Below are 18,327 nucleotides of genomic sequence, written 5' to 3'. Positions count from 1 at the left end.
ACAGGGGCGATGACGCGATGCCCTAGAATGGCGGCTGTTTATACAGAGCAGGAGCTTTGCATGCCTTCCTTCGACGTGGTGTCCGAAGTCGACAAGCACGAACTGACCAATGCAGTGGACCAGGCCAATCGCGAGCTGGATACCCGCTTCGATTTCAAGGGGGTCGAGGCCAGGTTCGAGCTGGAAGACGGCAAGGCGATCAACCAGTCCGCGCCCAGCGATTTCCAGGTCAAGCAGATGACCGACATCCTGCGCGCACGCCTGCTGGCACGCGGTATCGACGTGCGTTGCCTGGAGTTCGGCGACATGGAAACCAACTTGGCCGGTGCACGCCAGAAGGTCACCGTCAAACAGGGGATCGAGCAGAAACAGGCCAAGCAGCTGGTCGCCAAGCTGAAGGAAGCCAAGCTCAAGGTCGAAGCGCAGATCAATGGCGACAAGCTGCGCGTGAGCGGCAAGAAGCGCGACGATCTGCAGGACGCGATGGCGCTGTTGAAGAAGGCCGATTTCGAGCTGCCGCTGCAGTTCGACAACTTCCGCGACTGAGTGCGCCTGGTGGCATACATGACGCCTTGTCCTGCCGCGCTGGGCAGGCGGGCCGCGCAGCGCGGCGTGCCGGCCATCCGACACCCGGGCATCGGTGACGGTCGCGCCGACGCGTTACGGATCTGAAGCGCGGATGCGCGGCCTGTTCTCCAGCTTGTTCCCCAGCTTGCTGCAACGCGCGCGCCCGGAAACATCGCCCCAGGCGCCGCCCGCTGCCGGGACGGCGGGCGCCGTGGCGCATGCACAGCCACGCATCGAAACCGGCTCGACGCTGCACACGCTGGCCGGGCTGGACCCGGTGGCGGCTGCAGCGCTCGCCGATGCCTTCGCGGCGGAAGTGCAGCACTCCATTGCCAGCTGCACCCTCGGCCAGGCCGGCACCACCCGGGCGCAGGCAATGGAGCAGATCCATTCGCTCAAGAACACGATCTCGCTGACCGGCTCTGGCGAACTGCTGAACGCCTGCGACCAGCTGCGCAACGATGTCGACGGCGACGAACCCGGGTCCGCGCTTGCGCAGCGCTACACCGCGACTGCAACCGCGGCCGGCCTGCTGGTCAAGAATTACCGGCGCACCCTCCCCAACGACGACACCGCCCCCCATGCGTAGTGGATCCAACCGTGCAGCGCCCGGCCTGATTCTGGCCGCCCGGCAGCTGCGCAATGACCGACTGGTGCGGCTGTTCGAATCGTTCCTGGAATACCGCGCCTGCGTCGGCCGGGTGATCGTGCAGACCATCGTGGCCCTGTGGTGCTTCGGCTGGCTGTACGGGCCGCAGCCGGTGCTGGTCAAGGATGCGCAGGCAGTCTTCCCCACCGCGGCGACGCTGTGGGTGGTGGCGGTGATCTGGATGGTGCTGGTGCGACGCAGGATCATCCCGCCGGGCGAATGGCTGGATGCGCTCGGATTTGCGATGAACCTGCTGTTCATCGGCATCCAGACCTATCTGGCCTTCATCCTGCTGATGTCGCTGAATGCCTTCCTGCCCTTCATCACCATCGCCGCGGTGGCGCGCTACGGGCAGAAGGCGACGCTGCCGGTGCTGCTCAGCACCTTCGTGTTGATGCTGCTGACCGCGCCGGCCGGCTACTGGCTGTCGCGGCCTGCGTACTTCGTGTATGCGGTGGCACTGAGCGTGGTGCTGCCGCTGCTGGTGGCGCGCATCGTCAGTGCGATGCAGGAGATCGCCTTGCAGGCGCTGGCCTCGCGCGATGCGCAGAGCCGCTTCATCAGCACCATGAACCACGAGCTGCGTACGCCGTTGAACGCGGTCATCAACTGCGCGCAGCTGATCGACAGCGACACCTTGTCGGCGCAACAGCGCGAGCTGATGCAGGCAATGACGGTCAATGCGATCGCGCTGCGGCATCGCGTGAACGAAGTGATCGACGTGGCCAGCATCGACGGTGGCCGCCTGCAGCTGCACAGCAAGCCGCTGAGCCTGCTCGACGTGCTGGGCACGGTCAAAGCGGTGTGCGCGAGTGCAGCGTCGACCAAGGGGGTGGCGCTGGAGTTGCGCAGCGATGCGGCGCCGGCGCCTGACGTCATCGGCGACGAGGGGCGTATCGAACAGGTCATCACCAATCTGGTCATCAATGCGATCAAGTTCACCCCGGCCGGTGGCGCGGTCGACGTGCTGATGACCGCCACGCCGGTGCAGCAGCGCTGGGCGATCGCGGTGACCGTGACCGATACCGGCATCGGCATTCCCGACGCCCAGAAGGCCTACATCTTCACCCCCTTCACCCAGCTCAGCACCGGTTTCAGCCGCGCCGAAGGCGGAGTCGGCCTGGGCCTGTTCATTGCGCTGTCGGTGTCCGATGCGATGGGCGGCAGCCTGAGCGTGCGCGACAACCCCGGCGGCGGCAGCGTCTTTCGCTGGACCTTCGAACTGACCGCTGCCGCGGCGCAAGGCTACCGGCCCCCGGAACTGCGCGAGGCCCTGCAACAGCACGCCGCGACGGTGCCGCCGCTGCATTGCCTGGTGTTCGAGGACATGGACACCAATCGGCTGGTGATCGGCAATCTGCTCACCCGCGCCGGGCATCGGGTGAGCTTTCACAGCGATGGCAGCAACGCGGTGCAGCGCATCCGCGAGGCGGAGCCGGACCTGGTGTTTCTCGACCTGCACATGCCCGGCACCTCGGGCTGGGACGCGCTGGGCGAGGCGCGCGCGGCGATCGCCGCCCTGCCGCCGATCATCGTGCTGACCGCCGACACCCGCACCGATTCCATGCGCGAAGCCACCGCTGCCGGCGTGGCCGGCTATCTGTCCAAACCGATCAACGCGCACGAATTGCTGGCCATCCTCGCCGCGCATGCCACCCATGCAACCGGCTGACCTGAAACCGGGCAACGCGGCACGCCGGCACTGGCACACCGCCGCGCAGACGCGCACGCCGCTGGCGCTGCTGTACCTGCATGGGTTCACCGCCAGCCCGGGAGAAGCCGGCGAACTGCCCGAGCAGATGGCCGACGCGCTGGCTGCCAACCTGTACGTGCACCGTTGGCCCGGGCATGGCCGCAGCGCCGCCGATGCGATGCAGGGGCTGACGCCGGCGATGTTGCAGGCCTCGGCAATGGATGCCCTGGCGCAGGCGCAGCGCATGGGCGCGCGCGTGGCGATCGTCGGTTCGTCCATGGGCGCCACGCTGGGCCTGTGGCTTGCGGCGCAACGTCCCGACGCGGTGGCTGCGGTAATCGCCTGGTCACCGGGCATCCGGCCGGCCGACCCGGCGCTGCTGGATCAGGTCTGCGCCGCGCAAACGCCCTTGACCGACCCGCGCCCGCGCACCGCCGCGTCGCTGGCGTTCTGGTCCAGCACCATCCACCCGGATGGATTCCGCGCGCTGCGCAGCCTGTTCGACGCGGTTGCCGCCGATCCGCCTTGGCCACGCGTGCAATGCCCGGTGTTTCTGGGCTATTACCGCGCTGCCAGCGGCGAGCAGGATCCAACCGCCTCGGTGCCGGCGATGCTGGCGATGTTCGCTGCGCTCGGCACCGCGCCGGAGCACACCTGCGCGATGGCCTTCGACACCGGCGCGCATGCGATCGGCTCGCCGCACAAGACCGCGCACGCCGAAGAGGTTGCAAAGGCATCGAGTGCGTTTCTGTGTCTGCATGTCGGCGCAGATGCGCACGCGGATGACGCCTAGGCTGCACGAGAGCCGCAACTGCTGTGGTTTCTTCCCGAACGCACTCAGTTTTTCGGCAGGGCCTGTTCCGCGCTGCGCCACATCGGCACAGGCGGCCGCGCCGGCAGCGATCGCATACACTGGCCCACCATCACGCCGCCGCCACGATGACGACCACGCCTGCCACGCTCGACCCGTTGACCGCCACCCGCCAGTGGATCGAGCGCGCGGTGATCGGCCTGAATCTGTGTCCGTTCGCCAAGGCGGTCTACGTCAAGGAGCAGGTGCGGCTGGTGCTCAGCGATGCCAGCACGCCCGAAGCGCTGCTCGAACAACTGGCCGAAGAACTGGTGTTGCTGCGCGACACGCCGGCCGAGCAGATCGACACCACCTTGATCGTGCATCCGGACGTGCTCACCGATTTCCTGGACTACAACGACTTCCTCGACAACGCCGATGCGGCGGTGGAAGCGCTGGATCTGGGCGGCGTGTTGCAGGTGGCCAGCTTCCATCCGGACTATCAGTTCGCAGGCGCGGCGGTGGATGACGTGGCCAACTTCACCAACCGCTCGCCCTATCCCACCTTGCACCTGCTGCGCGAAGACAGCGTGGAGCGTGCGGTGGCCGCATTTCCGGACCCGGACGTGATCGTCGAACGCAATATCCAGACGCTGGAACGCCTGGGCCAGGACGGCTGGGAGCGGTTGTTGAGCGCATCGCAGCACTGACCGCTGCATCGCGTGCTGCGGCGCGTGCCTGAAACGCGCAACGATGCCGGCGCGCAGCGACTCGGCATGGCGCGATGACTGCGGACAAGGCATCAATCTGCGTGCTTCGCACGCAGCGACCCCGTTGCTACGGCCACCACGGCGCCCGCGTTACAGTGCGCGCGACTTCACTGCCATGGTGCGCCCGATGCCCCTGACCCCCGCCGTCTCCGCATGGAGTCCCTCCCCGTTGCAGGACCGCGTGGTGGTGATCACCGGCGGCGCCCAAGGCATCGGCCGTGGCATCGCGCAGGCAGTGATGGGCGCCGGCGGCAGCGTGGTGATCGGCGACCTGGATGCCGATGCCGGCAAGGCCTGCCTGCAGGAGTGGGCATTGCCGCGACGCAGTGCCTTCGTGCGTTGCGATGCCGCGCGCCCGGCCCAGGCAGCGCGCCTGATCGCCACCGCGCTTACACGCTTTGGGCGCCTGGATGGCCTGGTCAACAACGCCGGCGTGGCCGATCCGCATGTGCCGCCATTGCCGCAACTGGACTGGGACGAGTGGAATCGACGGCTGGCCAGCCTGCATGGCGCTTTCCTGTGCAGCAAGCAGGCCTTGCCCGCATTGGCGCAGGCCCAGGGCGGCGGCGCGATCGTCAACATCGCCTCCACCCGCGCCTGGCAATCGGAGCCGCATAGCGAAGCCTATGCCGCCGCAAAGGGCGGGCTGGTGGCCTTCACCCACGCCTTGGCGCTGAGCGAAGGCCCGCAAGTGCGCGTCAACAGTATCAGCCCGGGCTGGATCAGCACCGATGCCTGGCGCGCACCGCAGCGTCGGCGCACACCCAAGCTCTCGCGGCGCGATCATGCCCAGCATCCGGCCGGGCGGGTCGGCACGCCGGAAGACATCGCGCAACTGGCGGTCTATCTGCTGTCGCCGCAGCTGTCCGGCTTTGTGACCGGGCAGGACTTCATCGTCGATGGCGGCATGTCGCGCAAGATGCAGTACGTCTGAACGATTACAGCGCAGGTGGCTTGCAGCAGATCGCGCACGCGGCGATCGCCGCATGCGCAATCAACGCAACGCCGATAAGGCCTGCGCGCTGCGGCCGAACAACACCGCAAGGTCCCCCGCCGCCAGCGCGCGCCATTGCCCGGGCGGCAGACCGTCCAGCGACAACCCACCGATGCGGCTGCGGTGCAAGGCCACCACGTGATTGCCGGCGGCGGCAAACATGCGCCGCACCTGGTGATAGCGGCCTTCGTGCAAGGTCAGGCGCGCCTGGCGTGGGCCGCGCGCTTCCAGTTCGGCCGGCAGCAGCGGCTTGGTTTCGCCGTCCAGCAACAGGGTGCCGCTGGCAAACAGCGCCGCTTCGTCGCCACGCAGATCGTCGGCGAGGGTGACGTCGTAGACCTTGTCCAGCGCCGACTTGGGCGAAATGATCCGATGCAGCAGCGCGCCGTCGTCGGTCATCAGCAACATGCCGCTGGTCTCGCGATCCAGCCGCCCCACCGGCGCCAGCACCGGTGCGCGCGAACGGAAACGCGGCGGCAGCAGTTCGTAGATCAGCCGGCCGGTGTCCTTGGTCGAGCAGGTGTAGCCACCGGGCTTGTGCAGCAACAGGCTGAAACCCGGTGGTGGATCCAGCGGTTCGCCATCGATACGGATCGCATCGTGCTCCACCTGGTCGTCGGCATACAGCACCTCGCCTGCGGCGTCGGTGACCGCGCCCTGGCGAAACAGCTGGGTCACCTGCTTGCGGCTGCCGTAGCCGAGGTTGGCGATGTGCTTGACCAGCTTCATGCGCGCGCTCCGCGGCCGCGGATGGCGGAAATCAGCTTGAAACCATCGCGTTCGGCAGCCACGCGCACCTGTCCGAAGCTTTCGTTGAGCACGTACTCGTAGGGCAGATGCCGGTTGGCGACCAACAGCAGCTGTCCACCTGGGCGCAGGGCCTGCGCGGCCACGGCGATGAAGCGCTGACCGATATCCGGGCGATCGGCACGCGAGGGCGTGTGGAACGGCGGGTTGCTGACGATGAAATCGTACTGCGCCACCAGGCCGGCGGTGACGTCGCGCCAGTGGTACTGCAGCTGCGCCGGGTGCGCGACGGCCTGCAGATTGCGCTGTGCCAGGGTCAGCGCGCGCGCCTCGGCCTCGTACAGATCCAGTCCGGTGACCTTGGGGCAACGCGCCAGCACCTCGGCCGACAGATAGCCGAAGCCCGCGCCCAGATCGGCGCCGTGTCCGGCCAGCGTGCTCGGCAGATGCTCGACCAGCAGCGCAGAGGCAGGATCGATGCGGTCCCAGGCGAACACACCGGGGCGGCTGACGAAGCGCCCGTCCAGAATCGTGCGCGGCGCATCCAGCGCGGCCCAGCGCGCCTGCAGCGCCGCATCGGTGTCGGCAGGCAGCGGCGCGCTCCAGTAGGTGCGGCAGTGGTGCTTGGTCAGGCTGCCGGCCAGACCGGTGAGCTGACGCAGATCCGCCTCGCCCGAGCGCGCACCCTCGTTGTTGGACTGGCAGGCCACCACACGGCCGCCCGGTGCGGCCAGCGCAACCGCACGCGCGAACAAGGCACGCGCTTCCTCGCGTTGCCGCGGTGGCAGCACCAGCACCAAGGCATAACGGGTGCTGTCGGATTCGATCTCGCTCTCGTCGCGCACGCTCCAGCCATTGCGCTCCAGCGCCTCGGCGAAAGGGCGAAAGCTCTGCTCGCAGGTCAGTGCGTCGGCGGCCGCATGCTCGCGCAGCGGGAACCCGTCGCGCGCGCGCAGGAACAGCACCGGGCCGCTGGGCCATGGCAGCACGCCCTGGGCAAAGGGCAGAAACAGAGCTTGAAGCGGGGCATCGTGCGGGCCAGCCATCGGATCATCGGGTCGGGAACAGGCGGCCATTGTAAGGGAGCGGCGCCTGCCGCCCGCCCTGGCGCCCGCTTGGGTAAGCGGTCCATTGCGTGACCTGCGGACGGCCGCCCTTTCAATGTCTATACGGACTATTGATGCGCACGCAACATCCGCCCGCCTAGGCTGGAATCACACCAATACCGGAGAGACGCGATGCGAGCCCTGTTCGTAGGTGGAGTGGTCGACAACAGCGAAATGGATCTGGATGACACCCCGCCGCCGATGCATTATCCCGAAAACACCGGCGCCGGCCGGCCGCGTTATCGCCTGCACCAGGTCGGCGAGCGCGAGGATGGCAGCGTGGCGTATGCAGTCTATGGCGCGCCGGAAATGGCCGATGACGACATCAGCCGGATCACCGAAGAACGCGGCTATGCGCGGCGTTTCAGCGCGTCGCCGGAACCGCCGCGCTGAGCGTAAACGCATTGGCGTGATGCCGCGCATGACCGCGGCACGCACATCAAAAACCGGGCCTGGGCCCGGTTTTTTTGTTTGAACGCCCGGGCCAGCGCGTCGTCAGGATCAACGCGTCTTGGGTGTCACGCGCCAGATCACATTGCCGACATCGTCGGCCACCAGCAGTGCCCCGGTATTGTCGGAGCTCACGCCCACAGGGCGCCCCTGCGCATTGCCTTCGGCGTCCAGAAAACCGTCCAGCACGGTGATCGGCGTGCCGCTGGGTCTGCCGTCGACAAACGGCACGAATAGCACCTTGTAGCCACTGGGCGGATCGCGATTCCACGAGCCATGCTGGCCGATGAAGGCGCCCTGCCGGAAGCGCTCCGGCAGCAAGGTCCCGCTGGCAAAGCTCAGACCCAGCGAGGCGGTATGTGGGCCCAAGGCGTAATCGGGCCTGATCGACTTGGCCACCAGTTCGGGGTTTTGCGGTGTGACCCGCTCGTCCACATGCTGGCCGTAGTAGCTGTAGGGCCACCCATAAAACCCGCCGTCGCGCACCGAGGTCAGGTAGTCGGGCACCAGATCGCTGCCGATCTCGTCGCGCTCGTTGACCACCACCCACAGCGACTTGCTCTGCGGCTCCCAGGCGGTGCCGACCGGATTGCGCAGGCCGCTGGCGAACACCCGGCTGCTGCCGGTGGCCGGGTCGACCTCCAGGATCGCGGCGCGGTTGAGTTCGGCCTCCATGCCGTTTTCGGCCACATTGCTGTTGGAACCGACGCCAACGTACAGCTTGCTGCCATCGGCACTGGCCAGCAGCGACTTGGTCCAGTGGTGATTCAAGCCGCCGGGCAGATTGGCCACGAAGGTCGGTTTGGCGGTGATATGCGTCTCGCCCGGCTTGTACGGAAAGCTCACCAGCGCATCGGCATTGGCGACGTAGAAACGATCACCGATCAACGCCATGCCGAACGGGGAAAACAGGCCGCTGATGAACTGGGTGCGCACTTCGGCCACGCCGTCGCCATCGGCATCGCGCAGCAAGGTGATGCGGTTGGCACTGGGTACCACGGCGCCGGCCTTGCTCATCATTGCGCCCTGCACCTTCTTGCGGATGCCGCCGCCTTCGGCCTCTTCCGGTTTGGGCGACTCGGCGGTCTCGGCCACCAGCACGTCACCGTTCGGCAGCACATAGACCCAGCGCGGGTGATCCAGATCGCGCGCAAACGCGGCGACCTGCAGGTCGTCGGCGGCGATCGGCTTGGCGTTTTCGGTCCAGCGCTTGACCGGCGCCACCTTGACGGTGGGGATCAGGCGTTTGACCGGCTCGGGCAATTGCGGGTTCGGCCCGGTCCCCTGTTCGATGGCAAGCGTGGCGGTATCGCCGCAGGCGGCGAGGATGGCGACGGTCAATAACGACAGCGGCCAGCGGGCGAGCTTCAACGCGGGAGCATTCATTGCGCGATCAATCCTGAACAGTTACGACAATCGGCCATCATGCCGCCAACGCCATGACGAGAAGTAAACACATCGTCAATGGGTGGCTCAGGGCGCAACTTGCGGATCAGGGCCCAACGGCAGGGGGTGCACTGCCACGATGCGATCCATCCAGATCCAGTGCGGCTCCTGCGCGGGATCGAGCCGGTCGATGCGCAACTGGCCGTTGAGTCCTTCGCGCTGCTGGTCGTCCAGATAGGTCTGGATGCTCGGACGCACGGCGACGGTGCCGCTGATCATGCTGCCGTCGTCGAGCTCGACGCGGACGCGCTCCTGGCCACCGAGCAGTGATACCCAATGTTCGAGCGTGGCGATCTGCACCTGTTCCGAATAGACATGCGGGGCGTATCTGGACATGGCGTCATCTCTATCGAGGGAACGCACCACGCTAGGCCACACGCTGTGAAAGAGGCAGCAAACAGCCTCTTTCGCTTGGCAGCGGGTCTGACGACGCAGCGGCGCGACATCGCCGCCTTTGGCCTCACTCCACCGATTCGCGCGCGGCGCGTACCGCAGTGACCAGTTGGGCAACGCTGTAGGGCTTGGCCAGATGCTCCTGGAAGCCGGAGTCCAGCGCGCGCTTGCGATCGTCGTCACGTGCAAGTGCGGTCACCGCCACGGCCGGCAGGGCCGCCGCGTCCAGTCCCATGTTGTCGCGCACGGTGCGGATCAGCCCGTAGCCATCCATGCCCGGCATGCCGATGTCGGTCAGCATCAGATCGAAGCGCGCGTGGCCGCGATGATCGATCAGCGCCAGCGCGTCGGTGGCGCTGCCGGCGGTGACCACTTCGGCGCCCTGCTCTTCCAGCAGACGGCGCAGGTAATCGAGCATGTCCGGCTGGTCTTCCACCGCCAGCAAGCGCAAGCCGTTGAGCGCACGCGCTTCGATGATCTGCTCGGACATCAGCCGCCGGCGCAGCTCGCGCCGCGGACGCCTGGCCTGATCGGGAATGTGCTCGGGCAGGCGTACGGTGAACGTGGCGCCCTTGCCGCGACCGCCGCTAGTGGCGCTGACCTGGCCGCCATGCATCTCCACCAGTTGCTGCACGATCGCAAGGCCCAGGCCGAGGCCGCCATGCTGACGCGTGGTCGTTCCATCGGCCTGACGGAACCGGCCGAACAGATGCGGCAGGAATTCCGCTGCGATGCCGTCGCCCGAATCGCGTACCGACACCAGCAGGTGGCCATCGTCGCGCTCGATGGTGACGTCGATGCGGCCATGAGCCGGAGTGAACTTGATGGCATTGGACAGCAGGTTCCAGAGCACCTGCTGCAGCCGCGTGGCATCGCCGAGCACCAGACATGGCGTGGACGGGGCATGCATCTTCAGCACCTGGTCCTTGCCCTCGGCGGCCAGCTCCTGGGTGTTCAAGGCCTCGCGCACCTGTTCGGCCAGATCCAGCGATTCGACCTCCAGCTGCACCTTGCCCAGCAACATGCTGCTGAGATCAAGCATGTCCGAGATCAGCCGCTTCTGCGCACGGGCGCTGCTGGCGATCACCGACAGGCCCTTGTAGTTGGGATGGCCTTCTTCGACCCGCTGCAGCAACAGCTCGCTCCAGCCCAGGATGGTGGTCAACGGCGTGCGCAACTCGTGCGACAAGGTGGCCAGGAACTCGTCCTTCAGCCGCGCCATGCTCTCGGCTTCGTTGCGCGCGCTGCGCTCGGATTCGAGCAGTTGCTCGCGTGCCAGTTCGATCTCGCGCTGTTCAGTCACATCCGGGCTGCTGCCGGCCAAGCCGATGAAACGCCCGTCGGCCGAGTAGCGCGGCGTGGCGGTCATCTCGATCCAGCGCCACTGCCCGTCGTGGCGACGCGCGCGCACCAGGGCGTGCAGGCCGCGCTGCTCTTCCAATGCCGTGGCGAGTTCGAACTGGAAGATGGACAGATCCTCCGGATGCAGCAACTCGCTCCAGGCCGACACCGTGCCGCTGGAAATGTCGATACCGAAAAATTCGCCATAGGCACTGTTGACGAAACGCACCACGCCTTGTGCGTCCAGCACCCAGACCGGCATCGGCAGGCCGTCGGCCAGGGCGCTGAAACGCGCCTCGCTCTCGGCCAGTTCGCGCTCCACCCGCTTGCGCTCGGTGATGTCCATGAATAGCACCGCCACCCGCGCCTGCTCCGGTTGCCCCACCCGGAAGGCATCGACCGAATACCAGCGGCGCAGCGCCTTGGCCTGCATTTCGAAGTGAATCCGGTTGCCGGTGCGGGCGACGTAGCCGTAACGGTCGAACCATTCCTGTTCGTGATCGGCCAGCATGCCGCGAATGGACACATTCAATACATTGGACAGGCCGGTGTAGCGCTCGAATGCGCCGTTGGTCATGCGGATCACATAATCGACGGCCTGCTCGCCATCGAACACCAGATCGATGACGCAAAAGCCCGCGTCCAGATTATGGAAGATCTCGTGGTACATCCCCGGATCGAGGAGGGGCTCGGCGAGTGCTGCCGGGAGGCTGGTGGCCAGATCGGGGCTGGTGGTCGAGGTGCTCAAATCGGGGTCCAGGGGTGATGCCAGGGCGGATGACGAGCAGATGAAACCACGCCAGGTGTCGTCAGCGGGTGCACGGCCAGCCGACGCGGTTCGCTCGCGCCACCGGTGCCCGCGTTCACCACAGCAATGCCGCGCATAGTGCGATACACGCCGCCAGCACCACGATCCCGGCGATCACGCCACGAAATACCCACTCGCCCTCGCGGCGCAGCTGCTCGTCCATCCAGCGCTGCGCCTCTTCGCGCCAAGCCGTGGAACGCGCGTATTCGGCATCCAGCAACAGCAGTCGCACCCGCGACAGGCCCAACTTGGTGCATTCGCTACGGCAGCGCTCACTGAAGCCGTCCTCGCCGCTGGCGATCTGCGCGCCCAGTGGCAGCTGCAATTCGAGTTCATGCCTGGACATAACGGGGGCGCTCCTGGTCAAGCTCGTGTTCCAGCGCCATCCGCGCCAGTTGTGTGTAGTTGGCGCGCGGGCCCTGGCCTCGGCCGGTGAGCATCCCCTGGTAATCCAGATCCTGCCAGACCCGCCCGGTCCACTCGACGCAATCCTCGGCGATCACCAGCATCAACGAGTAGCGATACTCGAGTCCGTTGGCCGCGGTGTAGGCGTAAACCGGTGGGAACTGCACCGCCACATCGCCTTGGCGCGCCAACGCGGCCAGATGCTCGCGCAAGGTCTCGCGTGGTGAGGCGCCCGGCTCCAGGCGTAGCGTGCGCGTCGCCAGATCCAGATCCACATCGCTTTGCAGGGCAACGAAGGCGGCTGCCCCGGTAGCGGGGTTATGGCCGTGCTGCTTGGCCCAGTCGATGAACTGCAGGCGCACGTCCGCCGGCATGTGTGCCGGCGCCGAAGAAGCTGACTTTGTGCGATAAGAATGGGTGTCCATGCCGGCGATCTTCCCGGCTACACCGTGAAGCGCAGGCGCAGGCGCAGTGAACCCGCCGTCATGGCGCCACCGCTGCGGATTAACCGGGTATCAATGGATCTGCCAGTCCTTGCGCGGCAAGCGTTGCCGGGGACCGGACACGCCCCCACACTGCAGGTACGCCCGGTGCTTCCGGCACCCTCCGCCTGGAGACCTTCCATGAAACGTTCCAGCCTTTACGGCGCCAGCCTGTTGCTGGCAGGACTGCTCGCGGCAACCGGCGCGCAGGCACGCGTACGCAACGTCACCGACCCGCAGGCGCCGCGCGCGCTGACCGGCGACGGCAAGGTCGATGTGCGCTGGACAGACCCGGCACAGTTCTCCGAAGTGCGCTTCAGCGGCAATCGCTGGGAAGCGCAGCGCGGCGACTGGGTGACCCAGCTGGCGACCTATTTCCAGCACAGCGCCGCGCGCAAGCTCCCCGACGGCCAGCGCTTGAGCGTGACCATCACCGACATCCGCCGCGCCGGCCAATATGAGCCCTGGCACGGGCCGCGCATGCAGGACGTGCGCGTCGTCAAGGACATCTACCCGCCGCGCCTGAGCTTCACCTACACGCTGACCGGCGCCGATGGCCAGGTGATCGACCAGGGCGAACGCAAGCTGGTGGACTCGGCCTTTCTGATGAGCGGACCGCGCCTGACCGACAGCGACCCATTGCGCTTCGAGAAGGCGATGATCGACGACTGGGTGCGCAAGCAGTTCCGCGGCGATCGGACTACCGCCGGGCTGTGATTGGTTGGTGCTGACGGCGCCAGAAAAGCAACTCGGTTTTGTGTGACAACGGCGCGTGGCGACGCGCCGTTTTTATTTGCAGGCGCGCAAGGTGATCACGCATCCGCAATGCCATGAGGGTTAACAAGCGCTATACGAGTTGCCAGCGCACTTCCGGCGGACGGCGACCGTTTCGAGCCCCTCTCCCGGCGGGGCGATAAGGCACTGCCTGTGCGCCACTGGCGCGCGTGCCTTGGAGTGCCCGCGCTGCTGGCGGGCCGGGGCGCAGAGTGGGGGTTGAAGTGAGGGCACGGGGCGAAGCCTACGTGTGATTCCAAGTGCATGTGGCTTCGCACCTACCCTCATCCGCCCCTTCGGTGCCCCTCGCCCACTGCCGCCTCACCCACATACGCGCGCGGCACGCGCTTGAGTCCGCACAGCAGTTGATAGGCGCTGACATTGCACTGCGTTGCCAGCGGACTGACGCGCGGCGTATCGCCCCAGAGCTGCACGCTGGAACCGATGTCGGCCTGCGGGTGCTCAGTGAGATCCACGGTCAGCATGTCCATCGACACCCGACCGATCAACGGGCAGACCTGTCCATCCACCAGCACCGGCGTGCCGTTGGGGGCAAACTGCGGATAGCCGTCGGCATAACCCATCGCCACCACGCCCACGCGGGTCGGACGCTCGGCGACGAAGCGGGCGCCATACCCCACCGGTTCGCCGGCCGGCAGCTCGCGCACGGAGATGATGCGCGAGCGCAGCGTCATCACCGGGCGCAGTTGCGCGGTGGTGTCGGTGTCCTGCGCAAACGGGTTTGCGCCGTACAGCATCAGCCCCGGACGCGACCAATCGTTGCGCAACGCCGGCCAGCCGAGCAGGCCGGGCGAATTGCGCAGGCTGGTTTCCGCACGCATGCCGCCTGCGGTGAGCGCGAACGCCACCGCCTGCTCGTCGGTGCGGCTGCACTCCAGCTCATCGGCGCGCGCCAGGTGGGTCATCAGCACCAGCGAGGCGATCTGCGGCAGCCCGCGCAGGCGCAACCACGCCGCACGAAAATCTTCCGGCGACAGACCCAGCCGGTGCATGCCGCTGTCCAGCTTCAGCCATACCCGCAACGGACGCGGGCTCTGGAACTCGGCCAGCGCGCGCACCTGCTGCGGCGTGGCCACCACCGTCCACAGATCATGCTCGGCAATCAGGCGCAGTTCGTCGTGCTCGAAGAACCCTTCCAGCAGCAGGATCGGCGCGCGGATGCCGGCCTGACGCAGCTCCAGCGCCTCTTCGATACAGGCCACCGCAAAGCCGTCGGCCTCGCCGTCCAGCGCCTGCGCGCAGCGCACCGCGCCGTGGCCGTAGGCATCGGCCTTGACCACCGCCAGGGCCTTGCTGCCGCCCAGGCGCTTGGCCAGGCGGTAGTTGTGACGCAATGCATCCAGGTCGATCAACGCTTGCGCAGGACGCACTACGCGGCCTCCTGCTGCGCGCGGGCGCTGCGTGGCGACAGGTAACGGAAGATGTCCAGGCCTTCGCTGTCGATGTCGGGCGTACGGCCCTGCATCAGGTCGGCCAGATAGCGGCCCGAGCCGCAGGCCATGGTCCAGCCCAGGGTGCCGTGGCCGGTATTGAGGAACAGGTTGGCATACGGCGTGGCACCGACCACCGGCGTACCGTCCGGCGTGGCCGGGCGCAGACCGGTCCAGAACTCGGCCCGGGCCAGATCGCCGGCGCCGGGGAACAGGTCGTTGACCACCATCTCCAGCGTGGCGCGGCGGCGCGGATTCAACGACAGGTCGAAGCCGGCCACTTCGGCCATGCCGCCAACGCGGATACGGTCGTCGAAGCGGGTCAGCGCGATCTTGTAGCTCTCGTCCAGCACCGTGGAGGTCGGCGCGCGCTGTGCATCCACGATCGGAATGGTCAGCGAGTAGCCCTTGAGCGGATACACCGGCAGATGCAGGCCGAGCGAGAGCAGCAGGTCGGCCGAGTAGCTGCCCAGCGCCAGCACGTAGCGGTCGGCGGTTTCGATGCGGCCATCGATCTGCACGCCGGTGACGCGCCCGCCTTGATGCTGCAGGTGCTCGATCTGCTGCCCGTAGCGGAACTCCACCCCGGCCTGCGCGGCCAGCTCGGCCAGGCGTTGGGTGAACAGCCGGCAGTCGCCGGTCTGATCTTCGGGCAGGCGCAAGGCACCGGCCATCTGCGCGCCACCACCGGCCAGCCCCGGTTCGAACTGGGCGATCTGCGCCGGGGTCAGCAGTTCGTAGGGCACGCCGTATTGGGCCAGCACCTCGATGTCCTGCGCGGCGGCATCCAGCTGCTGCTGGGTGCGAAACAGCTGGGTGGTGCCGAGCTGGCGGCCCTCGAACTCGATGCCGGTGCTGGCACGCAATGCATTCAGGCAATCGCGGCTGTAGTCGGACATGCGCACCATGCGCGCCTTGTTCACCGCATAGCGCTCGGCAGTGCAGTTGCGCAGCATCTGGCTGAGCCAGGCCAGCTGACGCAGATCGCGGGTGGGCCGGATCGACAGCGGTGCATGCTGCTCGAACAGCCACTTCACCGCCTTGCCGGGTACACCGGGCGCAGCCCACGGCGAGGTGTAGCCGAACGACAGCTGGCCGGCGTTGGCGTAGCTGGTTTCCAGCGCCGCCGCCGGTTGCCGGTCGACCACGGTGACCTCGCAACCGGCCTGCGCCAGATACCAGGCCGTGGCGGTGCCGATGACGCCGCTACCGAGAATGAGCACCCGCATGTCGTTCTCCTGAAAAGGGCATTCCCCCACAACCAGGCGCCGAGGGGGACAGTTAGACGCAGTATATTGCGAGCCAGGCAGTGCCATTTCTGGAATCAGTGCACCTTGGCAGTGAATCCTCCTGTCAAATCCTGTGGAAACAGACCCAATGACGACCCGCACCCGCGAGCTGGACAAGATCGACCGCAAGATCCTGCGCATCCTGCAGCAGGAGGGGCGGATTTCCTTTACCGAACTGGGCGAGCGGGTGGGCCTGTCGACCACTCCCTGCACCGAGCGCGTGCGCCGGCTGGAGCGCGATGGCGCCATCACCGGCTACTACGCGCGGCTGGACCCGCACTATCTCAAGGCCAGCCTGCTGGTGTTTGTGGAGATCAGCCTGGCCTACAAGTCCGGCGACATCTTCGAGGAGTTCCGGCGCGCCGCGCTCAAGTTGCCCAACGTGCTTATCGCAAGCTGCTCGGCAGCACCTTGCTGACCATGCCACATGTGCGCGAATCCAAGAGCTACATCGTGATGGAAGAGGTCAAGGAGACCCTGGCGCTGCCGATCGAGGGCTGAGATTTGGGATTCGGGGGGTGGGGATTGCGGATTGGTAACGGCATGGGTCAGCGCACCACACGCATGCCGTCGCCGGCCGGGACTGCGTCGTAATAGCGCCCGGTCTTGGTGTCCAGCACCCGGTTTGCACCGGCCGGCTGCATACCCTGCAGCAAGCGGCCATTGCGGTCGTAGACCATCGGCGCGCTGGCCGGCGCAACCTGGCTGCCGGCCGGGGCCACCGGCGTCTGTGCCGGGCCACGGGTCGGGATTGTGGGCGCGGACGGGCGCTGGCCCAGCTGCGAGGGCACCGGAGCTGCGGCCGGCGCGGGCTGCACTGCGCGCGGTGCCGTCAGCGTGGGCCGGGCGGGCGTCGGGGTGGTGATCGGCTGCAGCGTATTGGACGAGCGCGTGCTGGTGGCCGATTGCGCCGCCGCAGCGCCGGCGGCAGCCAACAGGCCACACAGCAGCAGGCTGCGCAGTGAAGAAGGGATCGCCATGACGGACACCGTGCTTGATCGAGGAGTACGCATTGGATGGGGGCGCCGGCGTGCTGCGGCAATGCATCGAGTCGGCTATGACCTGAATGCGTTCGCCGGATGCGTGCGGCGCGAAAGGCACTTCTCCCATAGGGAGAGGGTGGCGCGCAGCGCCGGCAGCGCCGGATGAGGGTGCGTGCGAAGCCTGGCAATCCGTACTGCGTCATGGCTTCGCTGCCGTACCCTCACCCCAACCCCCGCTCCGCGCCCCGGCCTGCGCCAGCGGCGCAGGTGCACCAAGGCACGCGCCAGTGGCGCGCAAGCTATGCCGTGGCGCCCCGGCGGGAGAGGGGCTTGCTCCCCGCACGCTTGAACCACGCCGACAACGCCCACATCACGGATGCAGGCGCGGCACCCTGCCAGCGCGCGCATGCGAGAACCCCATGAGCCAGTTCGATCTGACCCCTCCCTCCCCCGCCCAACGCGATGCCCTGATCGCCGGGCTCAGCGACGAGGAACAGCGCGTGCTGCTGCACCATGGCACCGAAGCGCCGTTCTGCGGGGTGTTCCTGGACAACAAGCTCGACGGCGTCTACACCTGCCGCCTGTGCGGGTTGCCATTGTTCCGCTCCAGCGCCAAGTTCGAATCCGGTACCGGCTGGCCGAGCTTCTTCGCCCCCTACGATGCCGCCCACGTGCGCGAAATCCGCGATATCAGCTACGGCATGATCCGCACAGAGATCGTCTGCGCACGCTGCGACAGCCACCTGGGCCACGTGTTCCCCGACGGTCCGCCGCCGACCGGCGAACGCCACTGCCTGAACTCGGTCTCGCTGGGTTTTACCGAACACGGTCAGGCGCTGCCGAACCCATTGCAACGCGAAGGCGCCGACGCACAATCGGCCTGAGCCGAAACGGGTATTCCGGCTCGGAGTGATTCCGTGCCGGAGCCGTCTCGCCATATTTGCGCGAGCGCTCGCAGGCGCCGCCTTGCTGCCGACGCAACGCGGCCGCGACGACCAGGCGTCAGATCACCATTGCAACCCGGCACGATTCACCTGAGCCGAACTGCATCATGACGCGCACTGCAGAGACTGCTTGCGGCAGGCGCAGCCGGGCTGCGAAATCCGTTGGTCAAGGGTGCAACGGTTCAGACGCGACCTGGCACGACCAGCGACATTGCGGCGGACCTCCCGCGTAAAAATCTGCTGCC

19 protein-coding genes and 1 pseudogene are annotated in these 18,327 nt (G+C 67.1%); 10 read left to right on the top strand and 10 right to left on the bottom strand.

Features of this window, described 5'->3' with window-relative positions; genetic code table 11:
- Nucleotides 1-60 precede the first annotated feature (60 nt).
- The 6 genes from FHT09_RS01100 to FHT09_RS01075 all read left to right on the top strand — a co-directional run bounded on the left by FHT09_RS01100 (nt 61) and on the right by FHT09_RS01075 (nt 5,403).
- Nucleotides 61-546 carry a YajQ family cyclic di-GMP-binding protein gene (locus tag FHT09_RS01100; protein WP_016903460.1) on the top strand — a complete coding sequence of 162 codons (486 nt, stop codon included), beginning with the start codon at nt 61-63 and terminating at the stop codon, nt 544-546.
- 133 nt (nt 547-679) lie between these two features.
- Nucleotides 680-1,156 (top strand): hypothetical protein, encoded by a 477-nt coding sequence (locus FHT09_RS01095; RefSeq protein WP_104605956.1) that lies wholly within the window; start codon nt 680-682, stop codon nt 1,154-1,156.
- Complete coding sequence (locus tag FHT09_RS01090) at nt 1,149-2,888, top strand: ATP-binding protein (protein ID WP_104605957.1); 1,740 nt, start codon at nt 1,149-1,151, stop codon at nt 2,886-2,888. Before FHT09_RS01095 ends, FHT09_RS01090 begins: the two co-directional genes overlap by 8 nt.
- On the top strand, nt 2,875-3,702 hold the full coding sequence (locus FHT09_RS01085) for an alpha/beta fold hydrolase (RefSeq protein ID WP_104605958.1): 828 nt from the start codon (nt 2,875-2,877) through the stop codon (nt 3,700-3,702). The genes FHT09_RS01090 and FHT09_RS01085 overlap by 14 nt, the downstream gene beginning before the upstream one ends.
- Before the next feature lie 146 nt (nt 3,703-3,848).
- Complete coding sequence (locus FHT09_RS01080; protein WP_016903456.1) at nt 3,849-4,409, top strand: DUF1415 domain-containing protein; 561 nt, start codon at nt 3,849-3,851, stop codon at nt 4,407-4,409.
- A gap of 187 nt (nt 4,410-4,596) precedes the next feature.
- Entirely contained in the window at nt 4,597-5,403 is an 807-nt protein-coding gene (locus FHT09_RS01075; RefSeq protein WP_104605973.1) for an SDR family oxidoreductase, read from the top strand.
- Nucleotides 5,404-5,463: 60 nt separating this feature from the next.
- Here the strand turns inward: FHT09_RS01075 and FHT09_RS01070 are convergent, their stop codons facing one another.
- Both FHT09_RS01070 and FHT09_RS01065 read right to left on the bottom strand, forming a co-directional pair.
- Nucleotides 5,464-6,192, bottom strand: coding sequence for a pseudouridine synthase (locus FHT09_RS01070; protein WP_104605959.1), 729 nt, complete (start codon nt 6,190-6,192; stop codon nt 5,464-5,466).
- Nucleotides 6,189-7,256, bottom strand: a complete 1,068-nt coding sequence (locus FHT09_RS01065) for a class I SAM-dependent methyltransferase (protein WP_104536383.1) — start codon at nt 7,254-7,256, stop codon at nt 6,189-6,191. Before FHT09_RS01065 ends, FHT09_RS01070 begins: the two co-directional genes overlap by 4 nt.
- Before the next feature lie 192 nt (nt 7,257-7,448).
- Between FHT09_RS01065 and FHT09_RS01060 the strand changes: the two genes are divergently transcribed.
- Complete coding sequence (locus FHT09_RS01060; protein WP_074052541.1) at nt 7,449-7,709, top strand: hypothetical protein; 261 nt, start codon at nt 7,449-7,451, stop codon at nt 7,707-7,709.
- Between the two features lie 108 nt (nt 7,710-7,817).
- Here FHT09_RS01060 and FHT09_RS01055 read toward each other — a convergent pair whose 3' ends face one another.
- From FHT09_RS01055 to FHT09_RS01035, 5 genes are all read right to left on the bottom strand, one after another.
- Nucleotides 7,818-9,152, bottom strand: a complete 1,335-nt coding sequence (locus tag FHT09_RS01055) for a sorbosone dehydrogenase family protein (RefSeq protein WP_104605960.1) — start codon at nt 9,150-9,152, stop codon at nt 7,818-7,820.
- Nucleotides 9,153-9,239: 87 nt separating this feature from the next.
- Entirely contained in the window at nt 9,240-9,548 is a 309-nt protein-coding gene (locus FHT09_RS01050) for a DUF3247 family protein (RefSeq protein ID WP_104605961.1), read from the bottom strand.
- Between the two features lie 124 nt (nt 9,549-9,672).
- Nucleotides 9,673-11,706 carry a PAS domain-containing sensor histidine kinase gene (locus FHT09_RS01045; protein ID WP_104605962.1) on the bottom strand — a complete coding sequence of 678 codons (2,034 nt, stop codon included), beginning with the start codon at nt 11,704-11,706 and terminating at the stop codon, nt 9,673-9,675.
- 103 nt (nt 11,707-11,809) lie between these two features.
- Nucleotides 11,810-12,100 (bottom strand): hypothetical protein, encoded by a 291-nt coding sequence (locus tag FHT09_RS01040; RefSeq protein WP_104605963.1) that lies wholly within the window; start codon nt 12,098-12,100, stop codon nt 11,810-11,812.
- The gene (locus tag FHT09_RS01035) at nt 12,087-12,533 is read right to left on the bottom strand and encodes a hypothetical protein (protein WP_166774741.1); all 447 of its coding nucleotides are present in this window, start codon (nt 12,531-12,533) and stop codon (nt 12,087-12,089) included. Before FHT09_RS01035 ends, FHT09_RS01040 begins: the two co-directional genes overlap by 14 nt.
- A gap of 249 nt (nt 12,534-12,782) precedes the next feature.
- Here FHT09_RS01035 and FHT09_RS01030 point away from each other — a divergent pair, with 249 nt between their 5' ends.
- On the top strand, nt 12,783-13,358 hold the full coding sequence (locus tag FHT09_RS01030; protein WP_184416821.1) for a DUF3016 domain-containing protein: 576 nt from the start codon (nt 12,783-12,785) through the stop codon (nt 13,356-13,358).
- 341 nt (nt 13,359-13,699) lie between these two features.
- On the opposite strand, the gene alr is transcribed toward FHT09_RS01030, so the two are convergent.
- Together alr and FHT09_RS01020 are read right to left on the bottom strand one after the other, a co-directional pair.
- The gene (gene alr, locus FHT09_RS01025; RefSeq protein ID WP_184416819.1) at nt 13,700-14,806 is read right to left on the bottom strand and encodes an alanine racemase; all 1,107 of its coding nucleotides are present in this window, start codon (nt 14,804-14,806) and stop codon (nt 13,700-13,702) included.
- On the bottom strand, nt 14,806-16,095 hold the full coding sequence (locus tag FHT09_RS01020; RefSeq protein ID WP_184416817.1) for a D-amino acid dehydrogenase: 1,290 nt from the start codon (nt 16,093-16,095) through the stop codon (nt 14,806-14,808). Before FHT09_RS01020 ends, alr begins: the two co-directional genes overlap by 1 nt.
- 148 nt (nt 16,096-16,243) lie before the next feature.
- On the opposite strand from FHT09_RS01020, the pseudogene FHT09_RS01015 reads away from it, so the two are divergent.
- Nucleotides 16,244-16,656, top strand: a pseudogene (locus FHT09_RS01015) (AsnC family transcriptional regulator).
- Between the two features lie 47 nt (nt 16,657-16,703).
- Here the strand turns inward: FHT09_RS01015 and FHT09_RS01010 are convergent.
- Nucleotides 16,704-17,135, bottom strand: coding sequence for a hypothetical protein (locus FHT09_RS01010; RefSeq protein ID WP_104605965.1), 432 nt, complete (start codon nt 17,133-17,135; stop codon nt 16,704-16,706).
- Nucleotides 17,136-17,557: 422 nt separating this feature from the next.
- Here FHT09_RS01010 and msrB point away from each other — a divergent pair, with 422 nt between their 5' ends.
- On the top strand, nt 17,558-18,022 hold the full coding sequence (gene msrB / locus FHT09_RS01005; protein ID WP_104605975.1) for a peptide-methionine (R)-S-oxide reductase MsrB: 465 nt from the start codon (nt 17,558-17,560) through the stop codon (nt 18,020-18,022).
- Nucleotides 18,023-18,327 lie beyond the last annotated feature (305 nt).

Source organism: Xanthomonas sp. CFBP 8152 (genome assembly GCF_014199025.1).
Classification (GTDB): domain Bacteria; phylum Pseudomonadota; class Gammaproteobacteria; order Xanthomonadales; family Xanthomonadaceae; genus Xanthomonas; species Xanthomonas arboricola_B.
The sequence above is the reverse complement of the archived record's forward strand: the minus strand, read 5'-3'. Positions and strand labels throughout refer to the sequence as shown.